The sequence below is a fragment of the Orbaceae bacterium lpD02 genome, assembly GCA_036251875.1.
Classification (GTDB): Bacteria; Pseudomonadota; Gammaproteobacteria; order Enterobacterales; family Orbaceae; genus Orbus; species Orbus sturtevantii.
The window spans coordinates 199,326-226,002 of the sequence record CP133960.1 but is presented as its reverse complement, the minus strand read 5'-3'; the positions used below and the strand labels follow the sequence as shown (position 1 = coordinate 226,002).

Here is a 26,677-nt window from a genome sequence, read left to right as displayed (position 1 = left end):
AAAACTCGCTAAAAAGCGAGTTCTTTGTCAACAATCTGAAACCGCCTACGCGGTTATTTATTATTGGCATTAAATAGCGACCATTCATCAATCACCTCCCCATTAGGTAAATGACACAAACCATATGCACCTTTTGGATCATTTACTATTTGAACTTTCCCGCCGATACTTTCACAATATTCGGATGCGGGGTTCGCCATACTAATCGTGTCTTTTTTTGCACACCCGACCGCTAATATACCGAATATGCCGATTAATAGTAATTTCTTCATGTTGTGTCCCTTATTTTGCTTAACAGTTGTTGCTAATGAATATAGTTACATAATGCAGTTATCAATTTAGCATAAAAATATCATTACTTAAAACTAATGATTAAGAAATATTTCTAGTTAAAAATAGGCAAGAAAGGAGTATATGCAAATTATTTATTAGCTATCCAATGCTGAAATTGATAGTTTGATTATCCTCCCTTAGACAAATTGAAGCCTACAGCGCTTAAAGCTATATATTGCTATTTCAATAAAAACATCTTTAATGATCAACTTTGCATAATACTTAACACAACTATTCAATTTTATTTAGCTTGTTAAATTAACCCTATTATGTTCACAAAAGGAGTGTGAAAAATCGATTGTTTATGTTATGTTAATTTAACTAAATAAAATTGTTTGAAATAACAACAAAACGCTAAACCAAAAATATAAAGAGAGATAAAAGCACTTAAAAAACTTATCTGATTCGCAATAAAATATGAGCTAAGTGATTAATTTTTTTTGGTTAAGCGAAGAATAACAATAATTTTGAGAAAAGATTAGCTAACTATGATAATAAAAAAACAACAGCTACAATTAAAGTATGCATTAACACGTTCACATTCATTTTTTTCTTTTTGTTCTTATTGTATTTTATTCGGTGCGATTAATTTTCCGGCCTATGCAGTGTTAAGTGCAACCACTACAGAATTGATCCATGGTAGAGCGCCCAATATATTATTTGATGGAACAACGCCTGTAGCGCTTAAAGATTTACTTTCAATAGACTACCCTTTAGGCTCAACAATAACACCTGTAACAACGTCATTTGAAGTTAGCACCTCAGATACATTTCTAGATGTCATACCCAAAGTTATCGCCGATAGCACCCCAAGGAATTTAGCTGATGTTGCTCAATATATTGACATGGATGGAGACTTGCCAAGTGGCGCGGGATTAACTGGAACGATAGCGGCGACATGGAGTTATAAAAATTCAAATGGTGCAACTGTGCTGTTGACTGCGAGTGACTTATCCAAAAATTTTAGCGCATGTAATGCGCCTTACGAATTAAAGATTGAAACAAGTAATATCGGTTCGATCTCTGCTTATGGCTTACCGTTAGAGAATAAATTTCCAGATACCACTAAAGTGTACAAAGTTACCTTACCCACTAATGCGGCATCTGTTTGTTATTTGCAGCCCAATATTGATGACAATTACTCTGGCTATAAACCATCAGTTTGGACTCCTTCACATGGTTTTACTCCACAATCAACGAATAACCTAGCATTGAATTTCCCTACTACCGGTTTCGATGGTGCTTGGTTTAACTTAATTATAGCAGGTATAGACGCTCAATCGGCTGGTAGCTGGTCCGCAACCGTAACAGGGGGTCCCTTAACCGCGACTGCAACGGCAACTGGGTCAAATGTGGTTAGGGTTAATATTTCAGGGCCTAATGCTACTACAGGGGTTGGCGCTGGGAAGTTTAGTCCTGCACGGGTAAAAATTGCCGATAGTGGTGGTCATGTTAGTTATGAGTTTGAAATAACTAAATGGTTCATAACTAAACCAGGCAATAGCAATGGCTACGCTAATGCTGAGACATTTTGTCAATCATTAGGTAATAAGCCTGGTGATTACCTTATTCCAACTCGCGCAGATTACACAAATAATCCGCATGGAAACCCAATCTTGTACCCTCCTTACAATGGAGGGGAAGTCATTCTCAATAATGATTTGTTGAATGGAACCTACACCCGGGCAATTGGTGAGGGAATTTTTTCTGAATGGGGCGATACAACAGCAAGTTATTATACCAATAGTGACTGGGTTAATAATGTATATTGGACCTCCGAAGCATGGAGCGCAACACGTAATTACATAGTTAATTCGGCAAATGGTTATATTCGCGCAGATGGCACTCCTGCGCTGTTACATAAAATTGCGTGTCGTTCACGTTAATCGTGGGATATAAAACAACCTAAGACAGGTTGAAAATTTTGCTTATCCATTGTGATAATGCTTAATTATTGTCAAAACAATTTTCGACATTATCATATCAATGATACACAGCTATTATTATGGTTAGCCCTTTACAATTAATTACACTAAACATGTTAATGGATATGGTGTAAAATCCCTTTCATTAGATGACTGCGGCTACAGTATTTATTTGACTAAAAATCGACAAAATTTATGCAATAAATCTTATCACCTTTGCTGCAATAGCTGATAAAAAATTATGCGTCGAGTCTAATGATTAAGAAGCAGTGGTTACGAATGTACTAACAAAATGACTTAATGTGTCATAGTGAATAGATAATCGAGGTTTATGATGAGAAAACAGCTTATTGTCGCTATTAGCTGCGTTGTTTTAGCGATTACTGGATATTTTATTTGGCAACATTTCCAGCAGCCTAACAACACAACGCTTTATGGTAATGTTGATATTCGCTCGGTTAATACTAGCTTTCGAATTCCGGGTCGAGTAACTACCCTATTAAAAGAAGAAGGTGATTATGTCAAAGCGGGCGATTTATTGGCTATATTAGATGATAAACCTTACCAAATCGGCATGCAACAAGCACAAGCTCAGTTACTGCAAGCGCAAGCCAGCTATGATTATGCTGAGCGGTTTTATCAAAGGCAAACTGAGTTAATAAAAAAGTCAGCCGTATCAAAAGACCAACTAGATAATAGCAAAAATTCTCGTGATCAGGCATTGGCTAATTTAAAACTTGCACTAGCCAATGTTAGCCAAGCCGAGCTAAATATTGATGATACGAAGTTATATTCGCCTGCTGATGGGGTAATCCTTGTGCGAGCTATTGAGCAAGGCACCATGCTAAATATGGGCGCCAGTGTTTACGCAATTTCACTAACTCACCCTATTTATGTTAAGGCGTATATTGACGAAGTTAATTTAGGCCAAGCAATCCCTGGACGTAGTGTGCTAATTTATACTGATACCAGACCTGATGAACCCTATCTTGGCCAAATTGGCTTTGTGTCGCCAACCGCAGAATTTACGCCTAAATCAGTAGAAAGCCCGGTGCTTAGAACCGATCTGGTCTATCGCTTACGTATTTTAGTCAACCAATCCGGAGAGGGAATGGCCGATGATTTACTACGTCAAGGTATGCCCGTTACCATTAAATTTAAACCATGAATGGTATTTTATTGGATTCATGTGATATGAACAAAGTAGCAATAACCGATGAAATTATTTTACAGAATGTAACAAAATTTTTTGGTCGCCAAACTAAGCAGATTGCAGCCTTACAGCCTTTATCGCTTACGATTAAAGCAAATGGCGTAACGGGATTAGTGGGGCCTGACGGCGCAGGTAAAACGACACTCTTACGCATTTTAGCGGGTTTATTATTACCAACGGACGGATTGGTTAACGTAGCCGGACTGAATCCTGCACTTGATGGGGCAAATCTACGTGCTATCTTGGGTTATATGCCACAAAAATTTGGCTTATATGAAGATCTCACCGTGCAAGAAAATTTAACCCTTTTTGCCGATTTACGAAAAATTGCAAAAGATGAACGCAAGCCGCTTTTTAGTCGGCTCCTTGAGTTTACAAATTTAACCAACTTCACCAAGCGGTTCGCTGGGAAATTATCCGGCGGCATGAAGCAAAAATTAGGTTTAGCATGTACCCTGCTTGGTTCACCAAAAGTACTGTTATTAGATGAGCCAAGCGTTGGGGTTGATCCGATTTCTCGACAAGAATTATGGAAAATGGTTAATGAACTTGCCCAAAGTGGTATGTTAATCATTTGGAGTACATCGTACCTCGATGAAGCACAAAACTGTCAGGATATTTTATTACTTAATCAAGGCCAACTGATTTTTAGAGGCGCGCCCAATGAGCTAACAAAGCGAGTTGACGGTCGGGTATATTTACTCTCATCAAATCAGCCTCACCGTAAATTGTTACAACACGCCTTAAAGCAAGGCACAGTCAGTGATGGCGTCATTGAAGGTGATAATATTCGGCTTATTTTTAAGCAGCCGATAGACGTCCAAGATATTGAAGGCGCTTTGAATGATTCATCATTAAATGTGACGCCCGCAAAGGGACGCTTTGAAGATGCTTTTATCGATTTGTTAGGGGGACTTAAGACAAAAGAGTCCATTTTGGCTAATATCATGCAACCTATCGATTGTAGTCGACAAGACATCGTTATCGAAGCAAAACAGTTAACTAAAAAATTTGGCAATTTTATCGCCACCGACCATGTTGATTTTTCCGTTATTCGCGGTGAAATTTTTGGATTATTGGGCCCTAACGGCGCAGGGAAATCAACCATATTTAAAATGATGTGTGGCTTATTATCGATTAGCAGTGGGCAAGCGTTAGTACTAAACCTCGATTTAAAAAACAACGCAATTCAAGCTCGACAAAATTTAGGCTATATGGCACAACGGTTTTCACTTTATGACAATTTAACGGTAAGGCAAAATTTGCAGTTTTTTTCGGGTATTTATGGTTTATATGGTGACGCACAGCGCACCAGCATTAATGAAATGATCACCGCATTTGACTTTGCAGCTATTTTAGATAGAACCCCAGCGGTTTTATCTCTAGGCTACAAGCAGCGTCTAGCCCTTGCCTGTGCATTAATGCATCGACCTGAGATTATTTTTTTGGATGAACCAACCTCGGGAGTTGATCCCATCACTAGACGTGAATTTTGGCTGCAAATTAATAGTCTGGTTGAAAAAGGCGTTACCGTCATGGTCACCACACATTTTATGGATGAAGCGGAGTATTGCGACCGAATTGGGCTCGTTAACCATGGCCAACTTATTGCATTAGGTTCACCCGATCAGCTTAAACGGGCTATTGCAACACAAGCGATGCCCAATCCTACTATGGAGCATGCGTTTATTCAATTAGTACTAAACTCTAGCCAACCAAGGGAAGGAGTATAACATGGTGTTTTCGTTTAGCCGCACTATCACACTCTGCAAAAAAGAGGGACGGCAAATTATTCGCGATCCGAGTACCATACTTATCGCGGTAGTTATTCCATTAATGCTACTGTTTATTTTTGGTTACGGTATTAATCTTGACACCAATAAAATTAGAATCGGCGTTTTAGTTGAACAACACAATCAATATAGCCATAATTTTATCGATGTTCTACAAGGTTCACCTTATATTACGCCGATTGTCGGTACACATCGTGCACAACTGAATGATAAAATAAATAGTGGCGAAATCCGAGGCATTGTGGTTATTCCAACCAATTTTGCTCAGCAGATGGCAAATAATAATGCGACCATTCAACTCATTACTGATGGCAGCGAACCGAATATTGCTAATTTTGTTCAAGGTTATATGACGGGCGCATGGCAAACTTGGTTGCAACAACAGTCACAAGATACAGCGTCAACGCCGCACGCCAATTTTGCGCTTGAAAGCCGTTATTGGTTTAATTCAGCAGCCATAAGTAAGCAGTATATTTTACCTGGCGCCATTACCATTATTATGACCGTGATCGGGTCAATTCTAACCTCGTTAGTTATTGCTAGAGAGTGGGAACGCGGCACCATGGAAGCACTGTTATCGACACCAATAACAAAATTAGAGTTATTAATCTCTAAGCTGCTACCTTATTACTTATTGGCGATTGTGGCATTAGTGGTATGTCTTGTCGTCACCGTGTTTATTATGCACGTGCCCTTTAGGGGCTCGTTGCTTTTACTTTTTATGATTAGCTCGCTTTTTCTATTTACTATTCTTAGCATCGGTTTATTAATTTCTACCCTAACACGCAACCAGTTTAATGCGGCAATGCTAGCCATTAATGCCGCTTTTTTACCGGCTATTATGTTATCTGGATTTGTATTTGAAATAGATAGCATGCCAGCTATTATTCAACTCGTTACGTATATTATTCCGGCCCGCTATTATGTAAACACGCTACAAACGCTTTTTTTAGCGGGTAACACGTTCTCGATTTTAATCGTTAACGCTGGTTTTTTGCTTACCGTAATGAGCTTACTGTTAATCGTAATAATCAGAAAAACTAAGTTAGATCTGGAATAACTGGATAAGCATAATAGGACAATATGAAAACATTACATAGGATGCTCGCACTCATCAAAAAAGAGCTTATTTTGCTACTACAAGAAAAACCAACGCGCATTATTTTAATGATGCCAGTGCTAATACAAATTATACTCTTTCCTTTTGCCGCTAGTTTAAATGTGACAAATGCAACGATTGCCGTCTACCGTACCGCAATTGATCCGATATCAACTGCCATTATTGATCGTATTTCTCATGCCGATAGTTTTAGCCAAACACTCATACTGCAATCGGCTGACGAGATTAAAGAGACCATTAATAATCAAAATGCGCTGTTAGTTATTCGTTTTGCGGATGATTTTGCTAAAAAACAGCTAACTGCTGAAATAGCTAAAATCCAACTTATTTTAGATGGCCGCCACTCTAACAGCGCACAAATTGCCGCTAATTATATCCAACAAATAGTGTCACAATATCAAGCCGAGATGCAGTGCAATAATCAGCAAATTTGTGCGCAAAATCAGTTAGTGGTCCGCCATTGGTTTAACCCTAATTTGGATTACAAATGGTTTGTACTACCGTCATTAGTGGCTTTAATTACCACGATTGGTGTATTGATTGTCACCTCGCTATCGGTTGCGCGTGAACGGGAACAAGGGACGCTTGACCAGCTACGGGTTTCCCCCTTAAATACTGGGCAGATTTTTGTTGGTAAAGCGGTACCCGCGGTTATTATCGCGACGCTACAAGGCACAATCGTCTTATTGGCAGGCATTTTACTGTATAACATACCCTTTCAAGGGTCACTCATTTATTACTATATTTGCATTTTATGTTATGGACTATCACTCGTTGGCTTTGGCCTATTTATTTCCGCAATCAGCGCCTCTCAACAGCAAGCATTTATTGGTATTATGGTTTTTATGATACCGGCGATTTTACTGTCGGGTTATATTGCACCGGTCGAAAATATGCCTCAATTTTTGCAGCATCTTACCTGGCTAAATCCAGTTATGCATTTCAATGATCTGACTAAACAGATTTACTTAAAAAATGTTAACTTTATAATTATTTGGCAAAACCTTTGGCCTCTGTTGGTTATCACCGTGATAACCACCACAAGCGCATACTATTTATTTAAGAAAAAGCTGGATTAGATTGTCATTCAAAATGGCTTGTTTAATCGCCGCTCAGCTAGCACATTATTTTATAGCTTAGCGCAAGCATCGCAATAGTGGGATGATATTGAGCTTATTTTACTGACCCATTTTTAGCCCTTATGATCTCAATCACAAATAAATCATAAAAATGTTATTTTTGTTGCTTAAAATTTAACTTTTAAATATGTTAACTAAATCATCCGCTAAACAATAAGGTAAAACATGATAAAGCATAAATTAAAAATAGCGCTCTTTGCCGCCAGTTTAATACTCAGCCCTTATTTGGCTTTCGCCTCAATTGATCAGCCTAGCCAATTAAAATTTATTAGTTATAACGCATACTGGGGAATGAAATCAGATCAAAGCGAAGGAAAACAAAAATTCATTGACTGGGCAAAAAAACAGGATGCGGATATTATTGCCTGGCAGGAGATGAATCACTTTACCCGTGAAAAATTAGAAAAATTTGCACAAAGCTATGGTCATAAATACGCCGTTTTACTAAAAGAATCCCCCAATCTGGATGATGATGAATTTTTCCCCGTCGCAATCACCTCAAAGTACCCCATCATTAATGTGACTAAAGTTACCGATAATTTATGGCATGGTGCTTTATATGCAGATATTGGCAATTACCACTTTATTGTTACCCATATGAATCCTTTTTGGACGGCGAAAAGAGTTGATGAAATAAATTTGATTATAGACTCAGTGAAATACAGTCATGACCCTAATGGTAAATGGATTTTAGCGGGCGACTTAAACTCTTTTTCACCTCTAGATAAAAAAGAGTACGAGCAAGGCCATCTCGTTAACGATTTAAAGCAAAAAGAAGCTAATCGCCCTATTTTAGAAAACCTAGTTGATGGCAAGTTAGATTATACTGTACAACAAAACTTGCTTGATGCTGGTTTTATTGATGTCCTAAGAATGAAAAATAATAATTTTGTTGCAACGGCACCGACCAAAATTTTCTACGACCAGGCCTCGACACCATTGCGTTATGATTATATTTACGTCTCACCGGCACTAAAAAAAGATATTTTAGGCGTCGAAGTCCTTAAAGATGATTTCACCGACCAATATTCCGATCACTACCCCGTTCAAATGGTAATTAAAAATAACTGAGTTGATTTAATGTCATTTGATTATAGTTAAGTGCGTTGTTAATCATTACGCTATTCAATAAAAAAAGCCCAATAATATATATTGGGCTCAGATTGTTGACAAAGAACTCGCTTTTTAGCGAGTTTTTTGATCTAATAGTGTGGTGTGTAACTATCAAAGGTATGTCCCGATGCTTAGAAAACCGACACCAGCAACCCCTGAAAAAATAGAACAAATATCGCTCGAAGCCCTTGTTCCTCAAAACCACCTTGTCCGTAAAATTGCTAAGATTATTGATTTCGAATTTATTCGTGATGCAGTGGCGTCCCTTTATTGTAAGGATAATGGACGCCCGGCAGAAGATCCCGTCAGATTATTCAAAATTATGTTATTAGGTTATCTTTTCGGCATTCCCAGTGAGCGGCGATTGGTGCAAGAAATACAGGTTAACTTAGCTTATCGTTGGTTTTTGGGGATGGGATTAACCGAAAAAGTGATTGACGCGTCAACCCTAAGCCAAAATCGTCGACGTCGATTTAATGATAGTGACATTTATCAACAGATTTTTGATAATATTGTCGAGCAAGCTATCGCGAAAGGCTTAATTAGCGGCCGTATCTTATATTCGGATAGCACGCATCTTAAAGCCAGTGCCAATAAGGGAAAAGCATGTAATGAAAAGCGTATTATTGAGCCGAGCCAATATATTAATGAGTTAAATAAAGCAATTGAGGAAGAGCGGGCTACACATGGAAAAAAGCCTTAGCGCCAAGGACGGAAACACGGTATAAAGCAATTAAAATCAGCACCACCGACCGAGAAAGCGGTTTTATGCATCGGGAAGGCAAACCTAAAGGGTTCTTTTATCTTGACCACCGAACGGTTGATGGTAAACATAATCTAATTACCGATACGCATGTTACGGCGGGAAATGTTCATGATTCTCAACCTTATCTTGCTCGGCTCAAACGGCAGGTCACTCGGTTTAACTTTGCGCCTGTTGGTGTGGGTCTTGATGCGGGGTATTTTACCGCCCCTATTTGCCATTTATTGTTAGCTGAGCAGATATATCCCGTAATCGGTTATCGCAGGCCGAATCACGGTGCGAATGCCATACGAAAACGGCAGTTTATTTATGATAGTCAACGCGATACCTATACCTGCCCCAATGGGCAATCACTGATTTATAAAACGACAAGTCGAGAAGGTTACCGTCATTATCATTCTAAAGCAGGTGTTTGCAAGCAGTGTCCGTTATTATCACAGTGTACACAAAGTAAAAATAGTCTGAAAATCATTACTCGCCATATCTGGGAAGCCGATAAAGAAAAAGCGAATGATATTCGTCTAAGTAAATGGGGTAAAAAAGTTTATGCGAGACGAAAAGAGACCGTCGAGCGAAGTTTTGCTGACGCCAAACAACATCATGGACATCGTTATGCGAGATTTAGAGGGCTTGCTAAGGTTCAAATGCAGTGTTTGTTAGCCGCAACAGCACAAAATATAAAGAAAATAGCGCTAAAGCTATTTTTATTGCTCTATTTTAGGTCACTTTTGAATGGATTTAATAAAATTTCAATTAAAAATCGTATTTATGGCTAAAATAAAAAAATAAACCCCGAATAATATCGAGGTTTGTCAACAATCTGAGCCCAATAATATATATTGGGCTTTGGGGTTAAGGGTATCTGCTTATTTTACGCATAATACAACTTAAAACCATTTTTGTTCGTCAATTATAGGTGAATTACACTCTGGGCTGGCGCCAGCACTTGAGCCGTAATCACATTGCTCGCGATGAATGCTATTATTAAAAGCCCATGTGTATCGATATTGATTATAACCTGTGCCTTCTTTTACCACTGACGTTCCGCTCTTCATAATGTTTTCTTCAAGCTTACCCGTTATTGTTCTATTACCATCCGATTTAATTACGCTATTATCGTTGATGACCTTATTAGCAGAAAGGGTAAGATTGCCGCCGCTACTGATTTTAGCAGCAATACCTTCATTGTTAACCACTGTTTGGTACGTTTTTTCAATATAATCATAATACTTATAGGTCAAAAATTTTCTATCATCAGACGCTTTTAGCATATTCGCCTTCATCGGTCCCCAATAAAATTCATAAGCCTGTTCTGGCGAATATTCGTAATAGGTACCACTACGCTCATCATAAGCGGTATAACCGTTAACATGCTTTTCGCTAACCTTTTCTTCCGCACTAAAGGTATCATTAATGTTATTAATCTGCTCAGCGTTAATGGTTAAATTACCTTTCGATTCAATGGTTGCTGAGTGGTTATTGACTGATTGCGCTTTGCCGGTAACCTTTCCTTGGCTATTAATGGTCTTGCCAATATTTAGCGCCCCACCACTCGATATTTCACCGTTAACGTTATTATTAAGCGTATTTACTGCAAGATTCATATTTTTAGCTGACTTGATTTTTCCGCTATTGGTAAGTGTACCCGTCGCCGCAACCGTCATCGAATCATTATACAAATTTTGTATCATGCCACTATTATTGACATTGGCACCTTTAACAACAAGCCCATAATAGGCAGAGAGCGTTCCGCTATTATTAATATCTTTTTGGCTGGTTAGGCTAGTAATGGAAGCGTGAATAGTACCGCTATTATTAATATCTCTTTGACTGGTTAGGCTAGTAATGGGAGCGTGAATAGTACCGCTATTATTAATATCTCTTTGACTGGTTAGGCTAAGACTACTACCGTAAATACTCCCGCTATTGTTAATCTCTTTATTAGCATTAATATTAACGCCACCCTGTGAGTCAATATCACCGGTATTCGTAAATAACCCATCGACCATCAGATTAATACCGCTTGTTGCAAATATATTACCCATATTATCAAATTGACCATTGACGGTGAGATTGATTTGCTGCGGTCCCCAAATTCTGGATACATTTATAATACCAGTGTTGGTAAATTTGCCATTGACAGTAATGTTTAAGTCTCCTACGCCATTATAACCTGTACGATAAATCACACCCGAATTCGTTACCTCAGCTGCGGTTAAAGTAAGATCATGAACATCTAGGCGCCCGTCATTATTAATAGCTTGCTCAGTCGTTAATTTAAGATTGGGGCTATCGATTGTATCTTTATTATAAATACCTTGTTTCGCATTTAGCGTTAAATCTGAACTCATTAGTTCTCTTGTATTGACAATTTTACCGCCCGCAATAATGGAAATTTCATCTCCATCTATTCGCGAAGCTTCGTTATAAAAATCACCACCAGCTTGAATTATTAAAGCCCCCCGCCATGCAGATAATTCATTCAGACCATCGCTCGGTTCTCCTCGAATTTCTTCTATATATCTTGTAAATTTAATTGACTTATCACTAATGAAACTCATATTTTTATTGACAAAAAAACCGCCCATTTCAATATCATCCTTGCTATAAAAATTAACATTGTCAAAACTCGAGCCACCATATGGGTTAATTGAACCACCAACAACAATTTTACCTTCGGCAGTAATATTAAACTCGCCGTTACCGCCAGCATAATGAACACCGACCCCTCCCTCAGTGCTAATCAGTGTAATTTTATCAGAACTCATTCCACCCAAAGCGCTACTATCAATAGAGAACTCAGGTTTAATATCATTGCTCTCCAGCGTTTCGATGGTTTGTAAATCGTGACTAACCTTATTTTTACCAGCGATAATTGTTAGGTTATTAGCGTGTATAATGCCATTAATATTTACTGTTCTAGCAATTAAGTCGGTATAATCTTGCTCATCACTATTGAGCGTAACATTCCGATAAAAGCTGTTATCAATGCGATTTAAGGTGATATTACCTTGTTCAACCTGATAACCTTGTAGTGTGCCATCAGCACCAATAATAGCTTTACCGGTAGTCAGGGTTGCTCTATCAGCATTAATAAAGCCACAGCCATTACAGGTAATCCCAGCTGCGTTGGCGATGACCACTTGGGCTTTTTGCCCGGCGACTTCGATTTTACCGCTAAGTTGGCTGGCATTAGCTGAGTTAATTTCATTTAAAATAACTTTAGCGCCGCCAGAGTGAGCTAAATTGCTATTACCGGCAATATTGCCACCTAGCTGCGTATTTGATGACTGCGCGCTGTTATTTAAAATTACGCCTTCTCGTGATACATCAAATTGGTTGTATTTATTGTGTGAAACGCCTGCTCCGTTTGCTTCTTGAATATTAACTACCGTCGGGCCATTTGGACGCTCGACAATGTTCGGGCGCTGTGACTGCGCGGCGCTGTTATCGGCAATAATAGTGCTAGCCTGACTTTGGGTCACAACACTTACCATACCCAGTGCCACAAAAGTTAAGAAGCTCAGCGGTTTTAACGCGGCGGTCACTTTACCACGGCTAGTTGTACTGCTGGCTTTTTGGCTGCTGCGCCCTTCACCTTGGTGACGCTTAACGATTTCCGCTACCACCATCATGATGCCGCGGGCTTTATTAAAAATAATGCGATAAAAATGTTTATTCATAGTTGATTCCGTTTGTCTGTTTATTACTTTGTGCGTTCGTTTGTATCAGTAGTTATACTAAGTTTGCCATCGTAACCAAGGTTGATTGCCTTAGCTAACTCAATGAAGTTATTACTATAATTTCAATAATCAAGTTTAAAATCATAAAAGTGCGAATTATATTACAATAGTAAAATCATTAACAGTAAATTTACATTTATGGAGCCATTGGTTTGATTAGCTGATTGGATATAAACGGATGATGAGTCTTTAAGGCAAAAACAGACAATGCGCAAAATATTATTTTAATGAATTGGAGCTTGAAATGTTTGGATTATACTGCCTAAGCTAGATGCAAACATCGCAATAATTATAATTTTAGGTAATAGCTAAGTATTAGACCGTTACAGTTTAATTATCATCAGCAGCAATTTGGAGTATCACTTTTCCGACTGTTCTTGATTGCTCCATATATTGATGTGCGGCAATGATATCATCTATTTTGAACACTTTATCCACATGAACGTTTAACTTGCCTTGTTTGGTAAGCGTGTACAGATTTACAAGCGCTTTTGTATGGGGATGAACATAGACAAATTTGACGGTTTTAGGATTAAATAGCATACCTTTGAGCAGCGAGAGTGAAATGTTTGTAGCAACATAAACGCCATTTTCATTTAAGAGCGGTTTTACCTGTTTAATTGATAAGTTGGATACAATATCAAATATGACATCGAATTTTTTATTGAGAGAAAGAACATCCTGATTTTGATAGTTAATTGTAAAATCGGCGCCCATCTCCTTACAGAAGTCTTCATTTTTTTGGCTAGAAACACTTGTTACTTCAGCGCCGCAACTTTTCGCTAACTGTATGGACAAATGACCCACCCCACTACCCCCGCCATTGATTAAAATTTTCTGTCCTTTCTGCAGCTTGGCCTTTTCAAACAAGGCTATCCAAGCTGTAACACCCGCCATCGGTAGACCTGCTAATTGCTTTAGGTTATTTTCTGAAGATATTTTTATAAATTGGTCTGTGGTTAATCTGGCATATTCACTATGAGCCCCTCCCACTAGAGTAGGTAATAATCCTAATACGATATCCCCTACTTGAAATTTTGTTACATTACTCGACAGCTTTACAACCTTGCCAATAACATCATAGCCCAAATCACTCTTGAGCAGTTTGGTAAAGAACCGAAAATATCCTTGCCGATATTTCCAATCAATTGCATTCAGCGAAGAGTAGTATATTTTGATGATAGCTTGGTTATTTCCGTTAATATCAATTGTCGGAACCGTTCCTATTGTTAAGACCTCAGCATTTCCACATTTATTAAATATTATTTTTTTCATTTGGTGATCCTTGGCTCTGTTTTGTATAGAGGCTAAATAATTCCATACACGAAGTCTTTTTAATAAAAGTATACGTTACATACTGGCGGCTCGCCAACGATTTGCAGGCTATTTTTTAGTGCTATAAATTAAATATTCTTTGCATATTGTTTTTATAGGCTGCACCCGAACCTGATTCATTTTATGCCCAGCATTTTAGTGCAACCATTTTTGACCATTACTGAAAATAGTTAGGGATTAGTAAATCGCGTTAACCGCGCTATAAATAATTGTAGGGCATTTTAACGCTATTACTCTTATCCTGATGATTATTCTGGCTACAACTGATAAGTAATAAACCAACTACAATAGTAGTGATAACTCGTTTTAACATGTTATGCTATTTTAATTTGCATGGACTAATCGTTGCCACATCCCTTCACGGTTAAGATTGGGGCATGGACTTTAATTAACGCCACTTTTGCACCATCTTTGACCTCCCCTTTTGGTCACATAATGGTTTCTAACTGCCCAGATTGCTGCTCATAATTTTTTCGTATTTGGGTATTATGGGCATTGTTATTAGTACCATCAAAAAAGATACCCAAGGTTAGTATCACTTCCACTGGACGCTTGATCACTTGGGTATGGACGGGAATATCGCCACCAAAGGGGATTTTTTGGGTTTTGGCAATTGTAAATTTATTATTAGTTATGGTTTGAGTGTTCATTTTTGTCCCTAATTATCATATTTCGACTAATTGAACCCGGATAACGTCTGCACTACCAGTATTAAATGTTTTGGTTTTGGTTTTGCTGTCTTTATCGGTAACGCCCTTTATTTGCCAGTCATTAGGCAGTTGCATTGCTGGTTTATCAAGTGACTTAGTGTGCGTGAGATATGGAATAAGCGTTGGTGCAATAAAGGTAAACTGGACAGACTGATTAACTACATTAGCAATAGGGATATGTGGAGCCATGCTAGTATCGTAACGCCACGGCGGGTTGAGTGTTTTATTACTTTGTACCGATAACACCGAGAGCGCAGAAGATAACCCTGAAAGCGTCAGTGGTGAATATTTATTATGTCGCTGAGCGCTAAGTGTGCCAGTGAGTGAATCTAATGCAGCGTCAAGACCGCTGGCCAGGGGTAACTCCTTTTATCTTTATTCTATTTTTTATTATTGCTTTATTCCATTACGATTACATTTTATTTTAAGCCAAAACGCAAACAGTAAAATTATGATATTTTGCTCCAATTAGCAACTATTTATTTTAGTTAGACAATGACTTAGTAACGCTACCGAGTAAGCGAACAGAGCAACACTATTTTGCGCATAGTGCTCCATCAAACCATGCAATAGCCTACATATAAAAAGAAACGTTAGGTTAGCGTTTATTTATTGAATAAAAACAAAGTCGCGGTTAAACGGGTAAAATTTGAACATAAAAAAGCCCAATAAAATTTATTGGGCTCAGATTGTTGACAAACCTCGATATTATTCGGGGTTTATTTTTTTATTTTAGCCATAAATACGATTTTTAATTGAAATTTTATTAAATCCATTCAAAAGTGACCTAAAATAGAGCAATAAAAATAGCTTTAGCGCTATTTTCTTTATATTTTGTGCTGTTGCGGCTAACAAACACTGCATTTGAACCTTAGCAAGCCCTCTAAATCTCGCATAACGATGTCCATGATGTTGTTTGGCGTCAGCAAAACTTCGCTCGACGGTCTCTTTTCGTCTCGCATAAACTTTTTTACCCCATTTACTTAGACGAATATCATTCGCTTTTTCTTTATCGGCTTCCCAGATATGGCGAGTAATGATTTTCAGACTATTTTTACTTTGTGTACACTGTGATAATAACGGACACTGCTTGCAAACACCTGCTTTAGAATGATAATGACGGTAACCTTCTCGACTTGTCGTTTTATAAATCAGTGATTGCCCATTGGGGCAGGTATAGGTATCGCGTTGACTATCATAAATAAACTGCCGTTTTCGTATGGCATTCGCACCGTGATTCGGCCTGCGATAACCGATTACGGGATATATCTGCTCAGCTAACAATAAATGGCAAATAGGGGCGGTAAAATACCCCGCATCAAGACCCACACCAACAGGCGCAAAGTTAAACCGAGTGACCTGCCGTTTGAGCCGAGCAAGATAAGGTTGAGAATCATGAACATTTCCCGCCGTAACATGCGTATCGGTAATTAGATTATGTTTACCATCAACCGTTCGGTGGTCAAGATAAAAGAACCCTTTAGGTTTGCCTTCCCGATGCATAAAACCGCTTTCTCGGTCGGTGGTGCTGATTTTAATTGCTTTATACCGTGTTTCCGTCCTTGGCGCTAAGGCTTTTTTCCATGTGTAGCCCGCTCTTCCTCAATTGCTTTATTTAACTCATTAATATATTGGCTCGGCTCAATAATACGCTTTTCATTACATGCTTTTCCCTTATTGGCACTGGCTTTAAGATGCGTGCTATCCGAATATAAGATACGGCCGCTAATTAAGCCTTTCGCGATAGCTTGCTCGACAATATTATCAAAAATCTGTTGATAAATGTCACTATCATTAAATCGACGTCGACGATTTTGGCTTAGGGTTGACGCGTCAATCACTTTTTCGGTTAATCCCATCCCCAAAAACCAACGATAAGCTAAGTTAACCTGTATTTCTTGCACCAATCGCCGCTCACTGGGAATGCCGAAAAGATAACCTAATAACATAATTTTGAATAATCTGACGGGATCTTCTGCCGGGCGTCCATTATCCTTACAATAAAGGGACGCCACTGCATCACGAATAAATTCGAAATCAATAATCTTAGCAATTTTACGGACAAGGTGGTTTTGAGGAACAAGGGCTTCGAGCGATATTTGTTCTATTTTTTCAGGGGTTGCTGGTGTCGGTTTTCTAAGCATCGGGACATACCTTTGATAGTTACACACCACACTATTAGATCAAAAAACTCGCTAAAAAGCGAGTTCTTTGTCAACAATCTGAGCCCAATAAAATTTATTGGGCTTTAAGACAAAAATAGATAGTGCGTGGAGTATATTATTTTGCTGAGGTTTAATATTTTAACAATATAATCGACGCTGAGTATAAGCGTGAAAATAATCAGAAGAGATAAAAAATAAGCAGATAATGTATTGTAAAATAATGATTTTATTTATTAAATGGTGGCCCCTACTGGACTTGAACCAGTGACCAATCGATTATGAGTCGACTGCTCTGACCAACTGAGCTAAGGGGCCAATATCGGATATGTCTTTCGATAAGGCTTGCGATTATAATAAACTTAATTCATTTTTGCTAGATTTTATTATTAAATAATTAATAGATTGGTCAAAACTTCAACTATTTCGCTAAATTATGAATATATTAGCCAGCAAAATAGAAAATTTAACCTTTTTTAGTCGCTTAAATTGTTACAATAATTTATATTAACTCGATAATATTAGCTGATTAAAAGGAATCATGGTATGGCAATAAAGAAAATATATTTAGTTGTTGCAGCAGCCTCCGCGGCTGTTTTGTTACTTAATGGTTGTAGTGGCTCATCAAAATACCAACTGACGCCAGCCGGTCAGCAGGTAAAGTTTGTAGATACGAAGCCCGCTGATAGCTGCCACTATATTGGTAAGGTTGAAGGCCGTAGAGGCTCATTTTTTTCAGGTAATAAAACCCATAGCGAACTCATTCGTGATGCAGCAGTTGACTTGCTAAATAATGCCGCAACCATGGGGGGCAATACCGTTTATGATGCACAAGATACGACCACGAAATATATCTCGGACCTTGCTCCAACAGATGCAGTTATGCAAGGTGAAGTGTATAAATGCCCTTAACGTCGATTTAATAAGATAAAATAGCGCTTTGATAGCGTTATTTTTTTATCTATTGTTGGGTAATGCTATTTTAAACCTATTGTATTATCACTACTGACATAATGCTGTCAGTAGGCTTCACTTATACTCTTTTTGCCTTAATTAACCATTAATAAAAAAGAGAGCCTAAAATGCAATCAATAACGAGTCCATTAGCTTGGTTCGAAATTGTTACTCAAGACTTCGAACGTGCAATAAAATTTTATGAAACAGCTTTTAAGATCCGCTTTGAGCGTCATGAAAATGAAGAGATGAAACACGCTATTTTCCCTTATATTGAAGGGTATACTGGCGGTAGCCTTGTCCATAGCCGCTATTATAGTGATCATCAAGCTGGCGCTGGAACCGTTATCATTTACTTACAGACATCGTCAGTCTCTAAGCAGCTAAAAATTATTGAGCAGCTTGGCGGCGAAATGGTTTTTCCATTGACGGATATTGGTGAAAACGGCTATATTGCTGGTTTTAAAGATTGTGAAGGCAACTATATTGGTCTTTGGTCAATCAATCCTTAGCAGTTGGTATAAATTGAATGAACAATAGACAATTAGTTATTGTTATAGCAGAAGGGCTATTTAGCCCTTCTGCTAAAAATTATAACGCTTTAGCAACCGTTAATTATGTTATACCTAATAACACCCTGTTATGTTTATCACGCATAATAACCAACAATCCACTCGATTATTTTATCACTAAATAATATGCGTAGAGCCGATCGCTTATTTCAGATAATTCAATTTTTGCGTACACGGCGCTTGACGACGGCCAATTGGCTAGCTGAAAAATTAGAAGTATCAGAACGAACAATTTATCGCGATATTCAAGATCTTCTCTGCTCTGGCGTACCGATTGATAGTGCTGCCGGTGTCGGTTATGTATTGCATACAGATTACGATCTACCACCATTAATGTTCGATATTGATGAACTGACCAGTTTAGTTATCGGTGCCAAGATGACATCTTCGCTTGGTGGTAAGGTAAAACAAGGCGCCGATAAAGCACTATCTAAACTGTATAGTACGTTACCTAAAAAACAGCAAAAAGAGATGGATAGTATTAAAATTTATGCGCCAAATTCGCAGCAAGTCAATTATGGCACGATGATTGATACGTTAAACCAAGCAATTTACCAAAAGCGAATCGTCATTATCGATTATCAGAAGCCCCAAGATCCCCATCCTCAAACTCGTGAGATTTGCCCTTTAGGGATCTTTTTTTGGCATGATAAGTGGACGATGGTAAGTTGGTGCAACAAACGCAATGACTTCCGCCATTTTCGTTTAGACCGAATTTCAACCTATCAGATAACCGAGCAACTGTTTACCCCAGAAACGCACCAAACGCTCGAACGTTTTTTTTCATTAGTTATCCCTAACTAGTTAGTTTTAATAAATTTGCTGTTTTAGTTTTCTAATAACCGTATTGCGGTTTGCTCATCAGTCACTAAGCCATTAAGCATACCGCCTTTTAATACCGCTTGCACAGCTTGATATTTAGTTGTCCCTGAGGCAAAGCCGATTATTGTCGCTGACATGTCTTTAGTGATACGAATACTGGTTGTCATTTCATCAAATGGATTGGAAAAATATTCACCTTGGTCATTAATAAAACAACCTAATAGCTCCGCCACGGCATTTAATCGGCTTAGTTTAGTCACATCGTTATCAGTCAAAAATTTTTCGGTATTAAGTGGGCAACCAATCCCTATTTCACCTATTCCAGCAAATACAACATGCGCATGTTCCGCTTTATCTTTTACAATTTGGTAGGCTTTGTGCTGTGACCAATCTTGTTTATCTTGAACCGAGTCGGCATATAAAGGCGCGGGTAAAATATAGTATTTACATTGTATCTTCTCTGCCAACTTAAGCGGCACATCGTAGCGCGTGGCAGAGCCATCACTGGCAATGGCCCCAATGAGTGATACACATATATGTTGTGGATGGTCAGAGTAAGGTAAAATATCAATAATGCTGCTTAGCGTTTTTCCTGAGCCGACCCCTATAGTTAACGGCTGATCTTGCTGAATATAACTGCCCATCACATTTGCACCTTCAATCGCCATCATTTCATCAATCGCCTCTTTTTCTAATCCTAAAGAAGGGATAACTCGACACAATGACAAGTTAAACTTAGCTTGTAGCTTTTCAGCAAGCTCCATACATTCGCTAATCGGATGCATGATTTTAACATTGACAATGCCGCACTCTTTAGCACTCGACAGTAAACGCTGCACAATTTGACGTGATAGCCCTAAAATATGACCAATCTCTAGCTGCGTTTTACCTGCAACATAATAGAGCCATGCTACTCGCGCGATTTGATTTTGCTTGTTGATGTCACATCTCATTTCTGTTCGCTTCATGCTGCTTTTATCCTATTAACTGCGTTTACCAACTGGTGTATTTATTCAATTCGATCTGCTTTAATTCAAATCGGCTAATTTAACGGCTTTTCAATATATCGGCTATCTAGTAATTAAGTTGTTATTGATATTTTTGTTTGGCGCTATATTAACCTAATAATTTTCAATGAGCAAAAGTTTAATCAGTGAGCAAATGTTAATTATGCGATCTTAATCACGGAATTTACCGACGATATTAGATAGACTCTGCACTGAAACATTTGCTCGAAGCATAAACAAATACTCATTCGATAGGGGAAAATAATGAAACAACAAAAATCTGTTTGGATGCACATCGGTTCTGGCTCTTTTCATCGCGCTCATCAAGCTTGGTATTTACACCGATTGATTAAGCAAGGTGATGATAGCTGGTCTATTGCGTTAGGTAATATTCGTAATGACGCTAATGCATTATTAACGCAATTAGCCAAACAGCACGGTGAGTATGTTTTAGAAACAGTTTCTCCTGAAGGTGAGCGAGAATATGAAACCATCACTTCAATCAAGAAAATACTGCCTTGGGATGAAAAATTGTCATCTCTTGTAGAACAAGGTAGCGACGAAAATACCAAAGTTATTGCCTTTACTGTGACAGAAGCGGGCTATTACCTCACTCCAGAGCATCAATTAGATGTTACACAGGCTGATATTCAAGCTGATTTAAAAGGTAGCGCATCGACAATTTACGGTGCATTAGAGAGAATTTTAACCGCACGCGTTGCCGCGCACGGCAAACCCGTCACGCTGCTAAATTGTGATAATTTACGCCATAATGGCGAACGCTTTAGAGCCGGCTTTCTGGCTTTCCTCAAGCAGAAAGGTAACCATAGTTTGCAACAATGGGTCGAAAAAAATACCACCTCACCCAACACAATGGTCGATCGCATTACTCCTCGCCCAACGCCAGATATTGCAGAACGTGTAAAAGCAGCTACAGGTATTGATGATCAAGTACCAGTTATGGGTGAGTCATTTATTCAATGGGTTATTGAAGATGACTTTATTAATGGTCGCCCTGCATTAGAAAAAGTCGATGTTGAAATGGTTAAGTCTGTTTTACCTTGGGAAGAAGCTAAAATTCGGATTTTGAATGCTAGCCACAGTTGTATTGCTTGGGCGGGTACGCTGATTGGTTTAAATTATATTGATGAAGGTACGCATAATAAAGCGATCCACAAAATGACCTGGGATTATGTAACTGAAAATGTTATTCCTTGCTTAACACCTAGTCCATTAGATCTCGGTAAATATCGGGACGTGGTGTTACAACGTTTTGGTAATCCGTATATTAAAGATACCAATCAACGTGTCGCGGCAGATGGCTTATCTAAAATTCCGGGTATGATCACGCCAACATTAATTGAAAGCTATCAAAAGAAAATAACACCAGAAGCTACAGCGATATTACCAGCATTATTTTTTGTTTATTTCCAAAAATGGGCGCAGGGTAAATTGCCTTACACCTATCAAGATGGGGTGTTAGACGAGGTTAATCATAAAAAAATGATGCTGGCAAACGATGCATTGGATCAATTTATAAGTAGCGAAACCTTGTTTGGTACATTAGCGAGCTCAGCTGATTTCCATCAATTAATGCATAAAGCAGTAGATAAAGTGAATCAATGGATGGCTGCAAATGCGTAGTCGCTACACATATTAATGAGCAACATTGACGTACTAAGGTGAATGCAACCCGCTACGGTTTGTATTCACCGATAAACTATAAAAATAATAGCTTAAAAGAGGTTGTTTATGTATCTAGGTATAGACATTGGTACATCAGAATTAAAAACGGTACTTATTGACGAAACGGGTGAAATTATTGCATCTAGTCATGTTCCTTTAACGGTTAAGCGCCCACATCAAAATTGGGCAGAACAGTCACCACAATCTTGGTGGGATGCGACGAATCAAACTATTGCGGCTATTCGGCAAAAATTTCCTGAACAATGGCGGCAAGTTAAGGCCATTGGTTTGTCGGGTCAGATGCATGGCGCGGTGTTACTCGATAAACAGCATCAAGTATTACGCGACTGTATTTTATGGAATGACACCCGAAGTGCTGAAGAGTGCCAATGGCTAATGCAACACCATCCAGAGTTTTTGACTATCAGCGCCAATTTAGTTATGCCTGGTTTTACCGCCCCGAAACTCGTTTGGGTCGAAAAAAATGAACCTGAAATTTTTGCTAAGATTGATAAGGTACTGCTACCAAAAGATTATTTACGTTGGCAATTAACGGGACAATTTGTCGGTGATATGTCCGATTCAGCCGGTACGTTATGGCTTGATGTCGCGAAACGAGATTGGTCTGATGAACTGCTTAAGGCCACCCATCTCACCCGAGATCAAATGCCAACGCTCGTTGAGGGTTCAGCTAACAGTGGGCTCATCCGTGATGATTTAGCCACATTATGGGGATTAAATAATAATGTGATTATTGCTGGTGGTGGCGGCGATAATGCGGCTTCAGCTGTTGGTGTCGGCGCAGTCAATAATGGTGATGCATTTATTTCCTTAGGGACATCCGGCGTAATTTTTGTTGTTAACGATAAATTACAAGCCAATCCTAAAAGTGGCGTACACGCCTTTGCACATGCATTGCCAAATCGTTGGCATCAAATGAGCGTTATGCTTAGCGCAGCTAGCTGCTTAAAGTGGTTATGTAATGTTTTATCCACGACTGAAAATATTTTAATGGATGAGATTGCTCAGTTAACTGAGGAACAAATGAAACGAGCCCCCGTGTTTTTACCCTATTTATCGGGAGAAAGAACCCCACACAATGATGCTGATGCAACAGGTTCTTTCTTTGGTTTAACGCATGAGACATCCAGAGCGATTCTTGGCTATTCAGTACTTGAAGGGGTCGCGTTTGGCTTAGCTGACGGAATGGAAGTATTGAGTGAGTCAAAAACACAGATTAAACAGTGTAGCTTAACTGGTGGTGGCGCAAGAAGCCCTATCTGGGCACAGTTAATTGCAGATATTTTGCAAGTGCCTATTGTTACTCATCCAGCAAGCTCTTCGGGTGCGCTTGGTGCGGCAAGGTTAGCTTGGCTTGCAGATGGCGGTAATGAACATGATGTATGCAAAAAACCACCAATACAATCGCGCTATCAACCAAATAGCCAAAAATACCCAATACTTAAAGCACGATTTGATGCATTCAAAGTTTTATACCAACAACAAAAAATTGTGAGGGAGCTATTACCTAAATAGCAGTAAATAACCAGTACTGAAATAATCAAAATTGATGATTAGCAATTCTAAATATTACCTAACCTAATCATCAATGATTAACGCTAATTTATATTATCGAAGAGGATACCATCATGGATAATAAGCAACAATATTGGCTTGGATTGCCTAAACACTTATTTTGGGGATTTATCGCTATCGCAATATTTATGAGTGGCGACGGCTTTGAAATGGCATTCTTGTCAAAATATATTACTGACTTAGGTTTTTCATCGTCACAAGCAGCAACCGTTTTTACTATATATGGTTTTGCAGCGGCATTAGCTGCGTGGGGATCGGGGGTTATTGCTGAGGTGATTACCCCGCAAAAAGCGATGACCATTGGCTTTTTGTTGTGGATCGCGATGCATGTATTGTTTTTAGCACTTGGGCTGGATATGCGAAATTATACTTTCATGCTTCTGTTTTACGGTATTCGCGGTTTAGCCTACCCGTTATTTATTTACTCTTTTATGTTAATGCTCGTACAAGTATTGCCGAGATCACATCTCGCCGCCGCAACGGGGTGGTTTTGGGCGATGTACTCTGTCGGTATTGGGGTAATTGGTAGTTATTTACCAAGCTTTTCCATTCCGTTTATTGGTGAATCAGGCACGCTTTGGTTAGCCGTTGTTTGGGTAGCGGCAGGTGGTTTAATTGCTTATTTTAGTTTACGCAGTGTACCAGTTGACCGCTCAAAAGTTGATTTACCTTTAAAAGAGAAAATGTCAGAGCTTAGTCGAGCGGCAACGATTTTATTTACCAATAAAAATATCTTTTTAGCTTGTTTAATCCGTATTATTAATACGCTATCTCTGTTCGGCTTCGCGATTATTATGCCGTTATTATTTGTTGATCGTTTAGGCTTCACTATTTCGGAATGGTTACAAATTTGGGGAGTATTCTTCTTTACCACTATTTTTACTAATATTCTGTGGGGAATTACGGGTGAATATATTGGGTGGATCCGTCAAGTGAGATGGTTTGGTTGCATTGGTATGGCTGCATCTAGTTTGATGTTCTACTACTTACCACTCTATTTTGGTCATAATATGTTTATCGCCATGATCCCAGCTGTTTGCTTAGGTATTTTTGTTGCGGCATTTGTACCAATGACGGCGGTATTCCCAGCTTTAGAGCCTCATCATCAAGGTGCTGCGGTCTCAATTTATAATTTATCGGCTGGGCTCAGTAATTTTATTGCCCCCGCTATTGCCGCGGTGATTTTAAGCTTTGGTGATATTATTCACGTTGTTTGGGCATACACTGGCTTATATATTTTCGCCTTTGTCCTGACCTTTATTATTCGTGTGCCACAACCAGCACGCAATAAACAACAATCTACCGCTGAAATAGAAGATGCGGATGCCGATACGGTTGCTATCTACAATTAATATTGCGCATTTACATAGCATAAAAGGAAGATATTTCTCTCTTCCTTTTTCTATTTAAAAAAATCCCTCTTTCACCGCCCTTATAACAATAAACAATAAATCTGTTTCATTAATTAAATAAAACTGTTGTATCATATCAGCAATATAAAAATGAATGCTTGGACTGATATTATATGAAACGGCCCTCTTTTATACAGATTTATAATGAACTGATTGCTATTCCAACAATTAGTAGTATTAGCAACGAGAAACTTGACTGCCCAAATAAGGAACTTATCGATAAATTAGCTAATTGGTTTGCCGATTTAGGCTTTAAAATTAGCTTAGCTGCCGTACCTAACACCCGCAATAAGTATAATTTACTTGCCAGCTATAGCAATGATAGTAACCACACAACAGGCGGTTTATTACTTAGTGGCCACACTGACACGGTCCCTTTTGATGACGGTCTCTGGTCAAAAAATCCCTTCAAACTAACCGAAATTGCTAATAAATGGTATGGACTGGGCACCGCTGATATGAAAGGTTTTTTTGCTTTCATTTTAGATGCGCTGCGTGATATTGATTTAAAAACATTAACTAAACCATTGCATATTTTAGCTACCGCCGATGAAGAAATTACTATGGCTGGAGCGGCTTACTTTGCACAAAGTACGAAGTTACAACCTGATTGTACTATCATTGGTGAACCAACGTCATTAATACCGATTCGAGCTCATAAAGGCTTTACCGCCAATGTTATCCGAGTGATCGGCAAATCCGGCCATTCAAGCGATCCCGACAAAGGTGTAAACGCTATCGAGATAATGCACCTAGTGATTGCCGAATTATTAGTGTTAAAACAGACGCTAAAAGAACAATACCATAATGATAGCTTTGCCGTACCTTACCCAACAATGAACCTAGGCATGATTAAAGGCGGTGATGCAGCGAATCGAATCTGTGGCTGTTGTGAGCTATTATTAGATATCCGCGTTTTGCCAGAAATCGATCCGAATAGTTTATATGAAGTTATATGTAACGCATTAAAGCCTGTTATGGCGCGTTATCCTAATCGCATTCAAGTTGAAAATGAAGTAGATCCAATCGGTGGCTACGAATGTAAAAAGGATGAGCCAGCTTTAAAAGAGGTTGAAAAACTGTTAAATCACACGGCAGAAACCGTAAATTATAGTACTGAAGCACCCTTTTTAAATAAAATAGCGCCAACAATTGTGTTAGGTCCAGGATCAATTGAGCAAGCCCATCAGCCAGATGAATTTGTATCAATGGAATATTTGAAACCAACTAAAGCAGCTATTGAAGGTTTAATTAAACGTTTTTGTTTATAATTTGACTC

Annotated in this window: 22 protein-coding genes and 1 tRNA gene; 15 read left to right on the top strand and 8 right to left on the bottom strand. The window is 38.6% G+C overall.

Translation table 11 applies throughout. The features are described 5' to 3' along the window. Positions 1 to 53: 53 nt before the first annotated feature. Positions 54 to 272: a DUF333 domain-containing protein gene (locus RHO12_01010; GenBank protein ID WVD66365.1), complete on the bottom strand. Its 219-nt coding sequence runs from the start codon at positions 270 to 272 to the stop codon at positions 54 to 56. A 549-nt stretch (positions 273 to 821) separates the two neighbouring features. On the opposite strand from RHO12_01010, the gene RHO12_01005 reads away from it, so the two are divergent. The 7 genes from RHO12_01005 to RHO12_00975 all read left to right on the top strand — a co-directional run bounded on the left by RHO12_01005 (position 822) and on the right by RHO12_00975 (position 10,175). Continuing rightward, positions 822 to 2,219 (top strand): hypothetical protein, encoded by a 1,398-nt coding sequence (locus RHO12_01005; protein ID WVD66364.1) that lies wholly within the window; start codon positions 822 to 824, stop codon positions 2,217 to 2,219. Positions 2,220 to 2,589: 370 nt separating this feature from the next. Further along, positions 2,590 to 3,426 (top strand): efflux RND transporter periplasmic adaptor subunit, encoded by an 837-nt coding sequence (locus tag RHO12_01000; GenBank protein WVD66363.1) that lies wholly within the window; start codon positions 2,590 to 2,592, stop codon positions 3,424 to 3,426. A gap of 26 nt (positions 3,427 to 3,452) precedes the next feature. Beyond that, positions 3,453 to 5,204 carry an ATP-binding cassette domain-containing protein gene (locus RHO12_00995; GenBank protein ID WVD66362.1) on the top strand — a complete coding sequence of 584 codons (1,752 nt, stop codon included), beginning with the start codon at positions 3,453 to 3,455 and terminating at the stop codon, positions 5,202 to 5,204. Position 5,205: 1 nt separating this feature from the next. Further along, positions 5,206 to 6,324 (top strand): ABC transporter permease, encoded by a 1,119-nt coding sequence (locus tag RHO12_00990; GenBank protein WVD66361.1) that lies wholly within the window; start codon positions 5,206 to 5,208, stop codon positions 6,322 to 6,324. A 23-nt stretch (positions 6,325 to 6,347) separates the two neighbouring features. After that, a complete protein-coding gene (locus RHO12_00985) occupies positions 6,348 to 7,463 on the top strand; it encodes an ABC transporter permease (GenBank protein ID WVD66360.1) in 1,116 nt (371 codons plus the stop codon). Between the two features lie 225 nt (positions 7,464 to 7,688). Next, positions 7,689 to 8,594 carry an endonuclease/exonuclease/phosphatase family protein gene (locus tag RHO12_00980; GenBank protein WVD66359.1) on the top strand — a complete coding sequence of 302 codons (906 nt, stop codon included), beginning with the start codon at positions 7,689 to 7,691 and terminating at the stop codon, positions 8,592 to 8,594. 169 nt (positions 8,595 to 8,763) lie between these two features. Continuing rightward, a protein-coding gene (locus RHO12_00975) for an IS1182 family transposase (GenBank protein ID WVD66358.1) occupies positions 8,764 to 10,175 on the top strand; the annotation gives its coding sequence in 2 pieces (ribosomal slippage) (positions 8,764 to 9,337 and positions 9,337 to 10,175; 1,413 coding nt in all). A gap of 111 nt (positions 10,176 to 10,286) precedes the next feature. Here the strand turns inward: RHO12_00975 and RHO12_00970 are convergent. The 6 genes from RHO12_00970 to RHO12_00945 form a co-directional block, all read right to left on the bottom strand. After that, positions 10,287 to 13,082: a filamentous hemagglutinin N-terminal domain-containing protein gene (locus RHO12_00970; protein WVD66357.1), complete on the bottom strand. Its 2,796-nt coding sequence runs from the start codon at positions 13,080 to 13,082 to the stop codon at positions 10,287 to 10,289. A 390-nt stretch (positions 13,083 to 13,472) separates the two neighbouring features. Further along, positions 13,473 to 14,417, bottom strand: coding sequence for an NAD(P)-dependent alcohol dehydrogenase (locus RHO12_00965; GenBank protein WVD66356.1), 945 nt, complete (start codon positions 14,415 to 14,417; stop codon positions 13,473 to 13,475). A gap of 488 nt (positions 14,418 to 14,905) precedes the next feature. After that, positions 14,906 to 15,127: a hypothetical protein gene (locus RHO12_00960; protein ID WVD66355.1), complete on the bottom strand. Its 222-nt coding sequence runs from the start codon at positions 15,125 to 15,127 to the stop codon at positions 14,906 to 14,908. A 15-nt stretch (positions 15,128 to 15,142) separates the two neighbouring features. Next, the gene (locus RHO12_00955) at positions 15,143 to 15,376 is read right to left on the bottom strand and encodes a hypothetical protein (GenBank protein WVD66354.1); all 234 of its coding nucleotides are present in this window, start codon (positions 15,374 to 15,376) and stop codon (positions 15,143 to 15,145) included. A 543-nt stretch (positions 15,377 to 15,919) separates the two neighbouring features. Continuing rightward, positions 15,920 to 17,331, bottom strand: a protein-coding gene (locus RHO12_00950; protein ID WVD66353.1) for an IS1182 family transposase whose coding sequence is annotated in 2 segments (ribosomal slippage) — positions 15,920 to 16,758 and positions 16,758 to 17,331 — 1,413 coding nt in all. Because the reading frame shifts where the segments join, the coding sequence is not laid out codon by codon here. A 259-nt stretch (positions 17,332 to 17,590) separates the two neighbouring features. Further along, positions 17,591 to 17,667: transfer RNA gene (locus tag RHO12_00945), tRNA-Ile, on the bottom strand. A gap of 228 nt (positions 17,668 to 17,895) precedes the next feature. On the opposite strand from RHO12_00945, the gene RHO12_00940 reads away from it, so the two are divergent. The 4 genes from RHO12_00940 to RHO12_00925 all read left to right on the top strand — a co-directional run bounded on the left by RHO12_00940 (position 17,896) and on the right by RHO12_00925 (position 19,679). After that, the gene (locus tag RHO12_00940) at positions 17,896 to 18,261 is read left to right on the top strand and encodes a DUF4156 domain-containing protein (GenBank protein WVD66352.1); all 366 of its coding nucleotides are present in this window, start codon (positions 17,896 to 17,898) and stop codon (positions 18,259 to 18,261) included. Positions 18,262 to 18,431: 170 nt separating this feature from the next. Further along, positions 18,432 to 18,815, top strand: a complete 384-nt coding sequence (locus tag RHO12_00935; GenBank protein ID WVD66351.1) for a VOC family protein — start codon at positions 18,432 to 18,434, stop codon at positions 18,813 to 18,815. 17 nt (positions 18,816 to 18,832) lie between these two features. After that, positions 18,833 to 19,000, top strand: coding sequence for a hypothetical protein (locus tag RHO12_00930; GenBank protein ID WVD66350.1), 168 nt, complete (start codon positions 18,833 to 18,835; stop codon positions 18,998 to 19,000). Position 19,001: 1 nt separating this feature from the next. Continuing rightward, positions 19,002 to 19,679: a YafY family protein gene (locus RHO12_00925; GenBank protein ID WVD66349.1), complete on the top strand. Its 678-nt coding sequence runs from the start codon at positions 19,002 to 19,004 to the stop codon at positions 19,677 to 19,679. 23 nt (positions 19,680 to 19,702) lie between these two features. On the opposite strand, the gene RHO12_00920 is transcribed toward RHO12_00925, so the two are convergent. After that, positions 19,703 to 20,665 carry a sugar-binding transcriptional regulator gene (locus RHO12_00920; protein WVD66348.1) on the bottom strand — a complete coding sequence of 321 codons (963 nt, stop codon included), beginning with the start codon at positions 20,663 to 20,665 and terminating at the stop codon, positions 19,703 to 19,705. 303 nt (positions 20,666 to 20,968) lie between these two features. On the opposite strand from RHO12_00920, the gene RHO12_00915 reads away from it, so the two are divergent. The 4 genes from RHO12_00915 to argE all read left to right on the top strand — a co-directional run bounded on the left by RHO12_00915 (position 20,969) and on the right by argE (position 26,669). Beyond that, positions 20,969 to 22,348, top strand: coding sequence for a mannitol dehydrogenase family protein (locus RHO12_00915; protein WVD66347.1), 1,380 nt, complete (start codon positions 20,969 to 20,971; stop codon positions 22,346 to 22,348). Between the two features lie 108 nt (positions 22,349 to 22,456). Continuing rightward, positions 22,457 to 23,926: a xylulokinase gene (gene xylB, locus RHO12_00910; GenBank protein WVD66346.1), complete on the top strand. Its 1,470-nt coding sequence runs from the start codon at positions 22,457 to 22,459 to the stop codon at positions 23,924 to 23,926. A gap of 113 nt (positions 23,927 to 24,039) precedes the next feature. After that, a complete protein-coding gene (locus tag RHO12_00905; protein ID WVD66345.1) occupies positions 24,040 to 25,338 on the top strand; it encodes an MFS transporter in 1,299 nt (432 codons plus the stop codon). A gap of 173 nt (positions 25,339 to 25,511) precedes the next feature. Continuing rightward, entirely contained in the window at positions 25,512 to 26,669 is a 1,158-nt protein-coding gene (argE, locus tag RHO12_00900; protein WVD66344.1) for an acetylornithine deacetylase, read from the top strand. Positions 26,670 to 26,677 lie beyond the last annotated feature (8 nt).

Excerpts from the sequence above, each read along its gene's own strand:
- RHO12_01010 (WVD66365.1), bottom strand. The coding sequence starts at position 272 with ATGAAGAAATTACTATTAATCGGCATATTCGGTATATTAGCGGTCGGG.
- RHO12_01005 (WVD66364.1), top strand. The coding sequence starts at position 822 with ATGATAATAAAAAAACAACAGCTACAATTAAAGTATGCATTAACACGT.
- RHO12_01000 (WVD66363.1), top strand. The coding sequence starts at position 2,590 with ATGATGAGAAAACAGCTTATTGTCGCTATTAGCTGCGTTGTTTTAGCG.
- RHO12_00995 (WVD66362.1), top strand. The coding sequence starts at position 3,453 with ATGAACAAAGTAGCAATAACCGATGAAATTATTTTACAGAATGTAACA.
- RHO12_00990 (WVD66361.1), top strand. The coding sequence starts at position 5,206 with ATGGTGTTTTCGTTTAGCCGCACTATCACACTCTGCAAAAAAGAGGGA.
- RHO12_00985 (WVD66360.1), top strand. The coding sequence starts at position 6,348 with ATGAAAACATTACATAGGATGCTCGCACTCATCAAAAAAGAGCTTATT.
- RHO12_00980 (WVD66359.1), top strand. The coding sequence starts at position 7,689 with ATGATAAAGCATAAATTAAAAATAGCGCTCTTTGCCGCCAGTTTAATA.
- RHO12_00970 (WVD66357.1), bottom strand. The coding sequence starts at position 13,082 with ATGAATAAACATTTTTATCGCATTATTTTTAATAAAGCCCGCGGCATC.
- RHO12_00965 (WVD66356.1), bottom strand. The coding sequence starts at position 14,417 with ATGAAAAAAATAATATTTAATAAATGTGGAAATGCTGAGGTCTTAACA.
- RHO12_00960 (WVD66355.1), bottom strand. The coding sequence starts at position 15,127 with ATGAACACTCAAACCATAACTAATAATAAATTTACAATTGCCAAAACC.
- RHO12_00955 (WVD66354.1), bottom strand. The coding sequence starts at position 15,376 with ATGGCTCCACATATCCCTATTGCTAATGTAGTTAATCAGTCTGTCCAG.
- RHO12_00940 (WVD66352.1), top strand. The coding sequence starts at position 17,896 with ATGGCAATAAAGAAAATATATTTAGTTGTTGCAGCAGCCTCCGCGGCT.
- RHO12_00935 (WVD66351.1), top strand. The coding sequence starts at position 18,432 with ATGCAATCAATAACGAGTCCATTAGCTTGGTTCGAAATTGTTACTCAA.
- RHO12_00930 (WVD66350.1), top strand. The coding sequence starts at position 18,833 with ATGAACAATAGACAATTAGTTATTGTTATAGCAGAAGGGCTATTTAGC.
- RHO12_00925 (WVD66349.1), top strand. The coding sequence starts at position 19,002 with ATGCGTAGAGCCGATCGCTTATTTCAGATAATTCAATTTTTGCGTACA.
- RHO12_00920 (WVD66348.1), bottom strand. The coding sequence starts at position 20,665 with ATGAAGCGAACAGAAATGAGATGTGACATCAACAAGCAAAATCAAATC.
- RHO12_00915 (WVD66347.1), top strand. The coding sequence starts at position 20,969 with ATGAAACAACAAAAATCTGTTTGGATGCACATCGGTTCTGGCTCTTTT.
- xylB (WVD66346.1), top strand. The coding sequence starts at position 22,457 with ATGTATCTAGGTATAGACATTGGTACATCAGAATTAAAAACGGTACTT.
- RHO12_00905 (WVD66345.1), top strand. The coding sequence starts at position 24,040 with ATGGATAATAAGCAACAATATTGGCTTGGATTGCCTAAACACTTATTT.
- argE (WVD66344.1), top strand. The coding sequence starts at position 25,512 with ATGAAACGGCCCTCTTTTATACAGATTTATAATGAACTGATTGCTATT.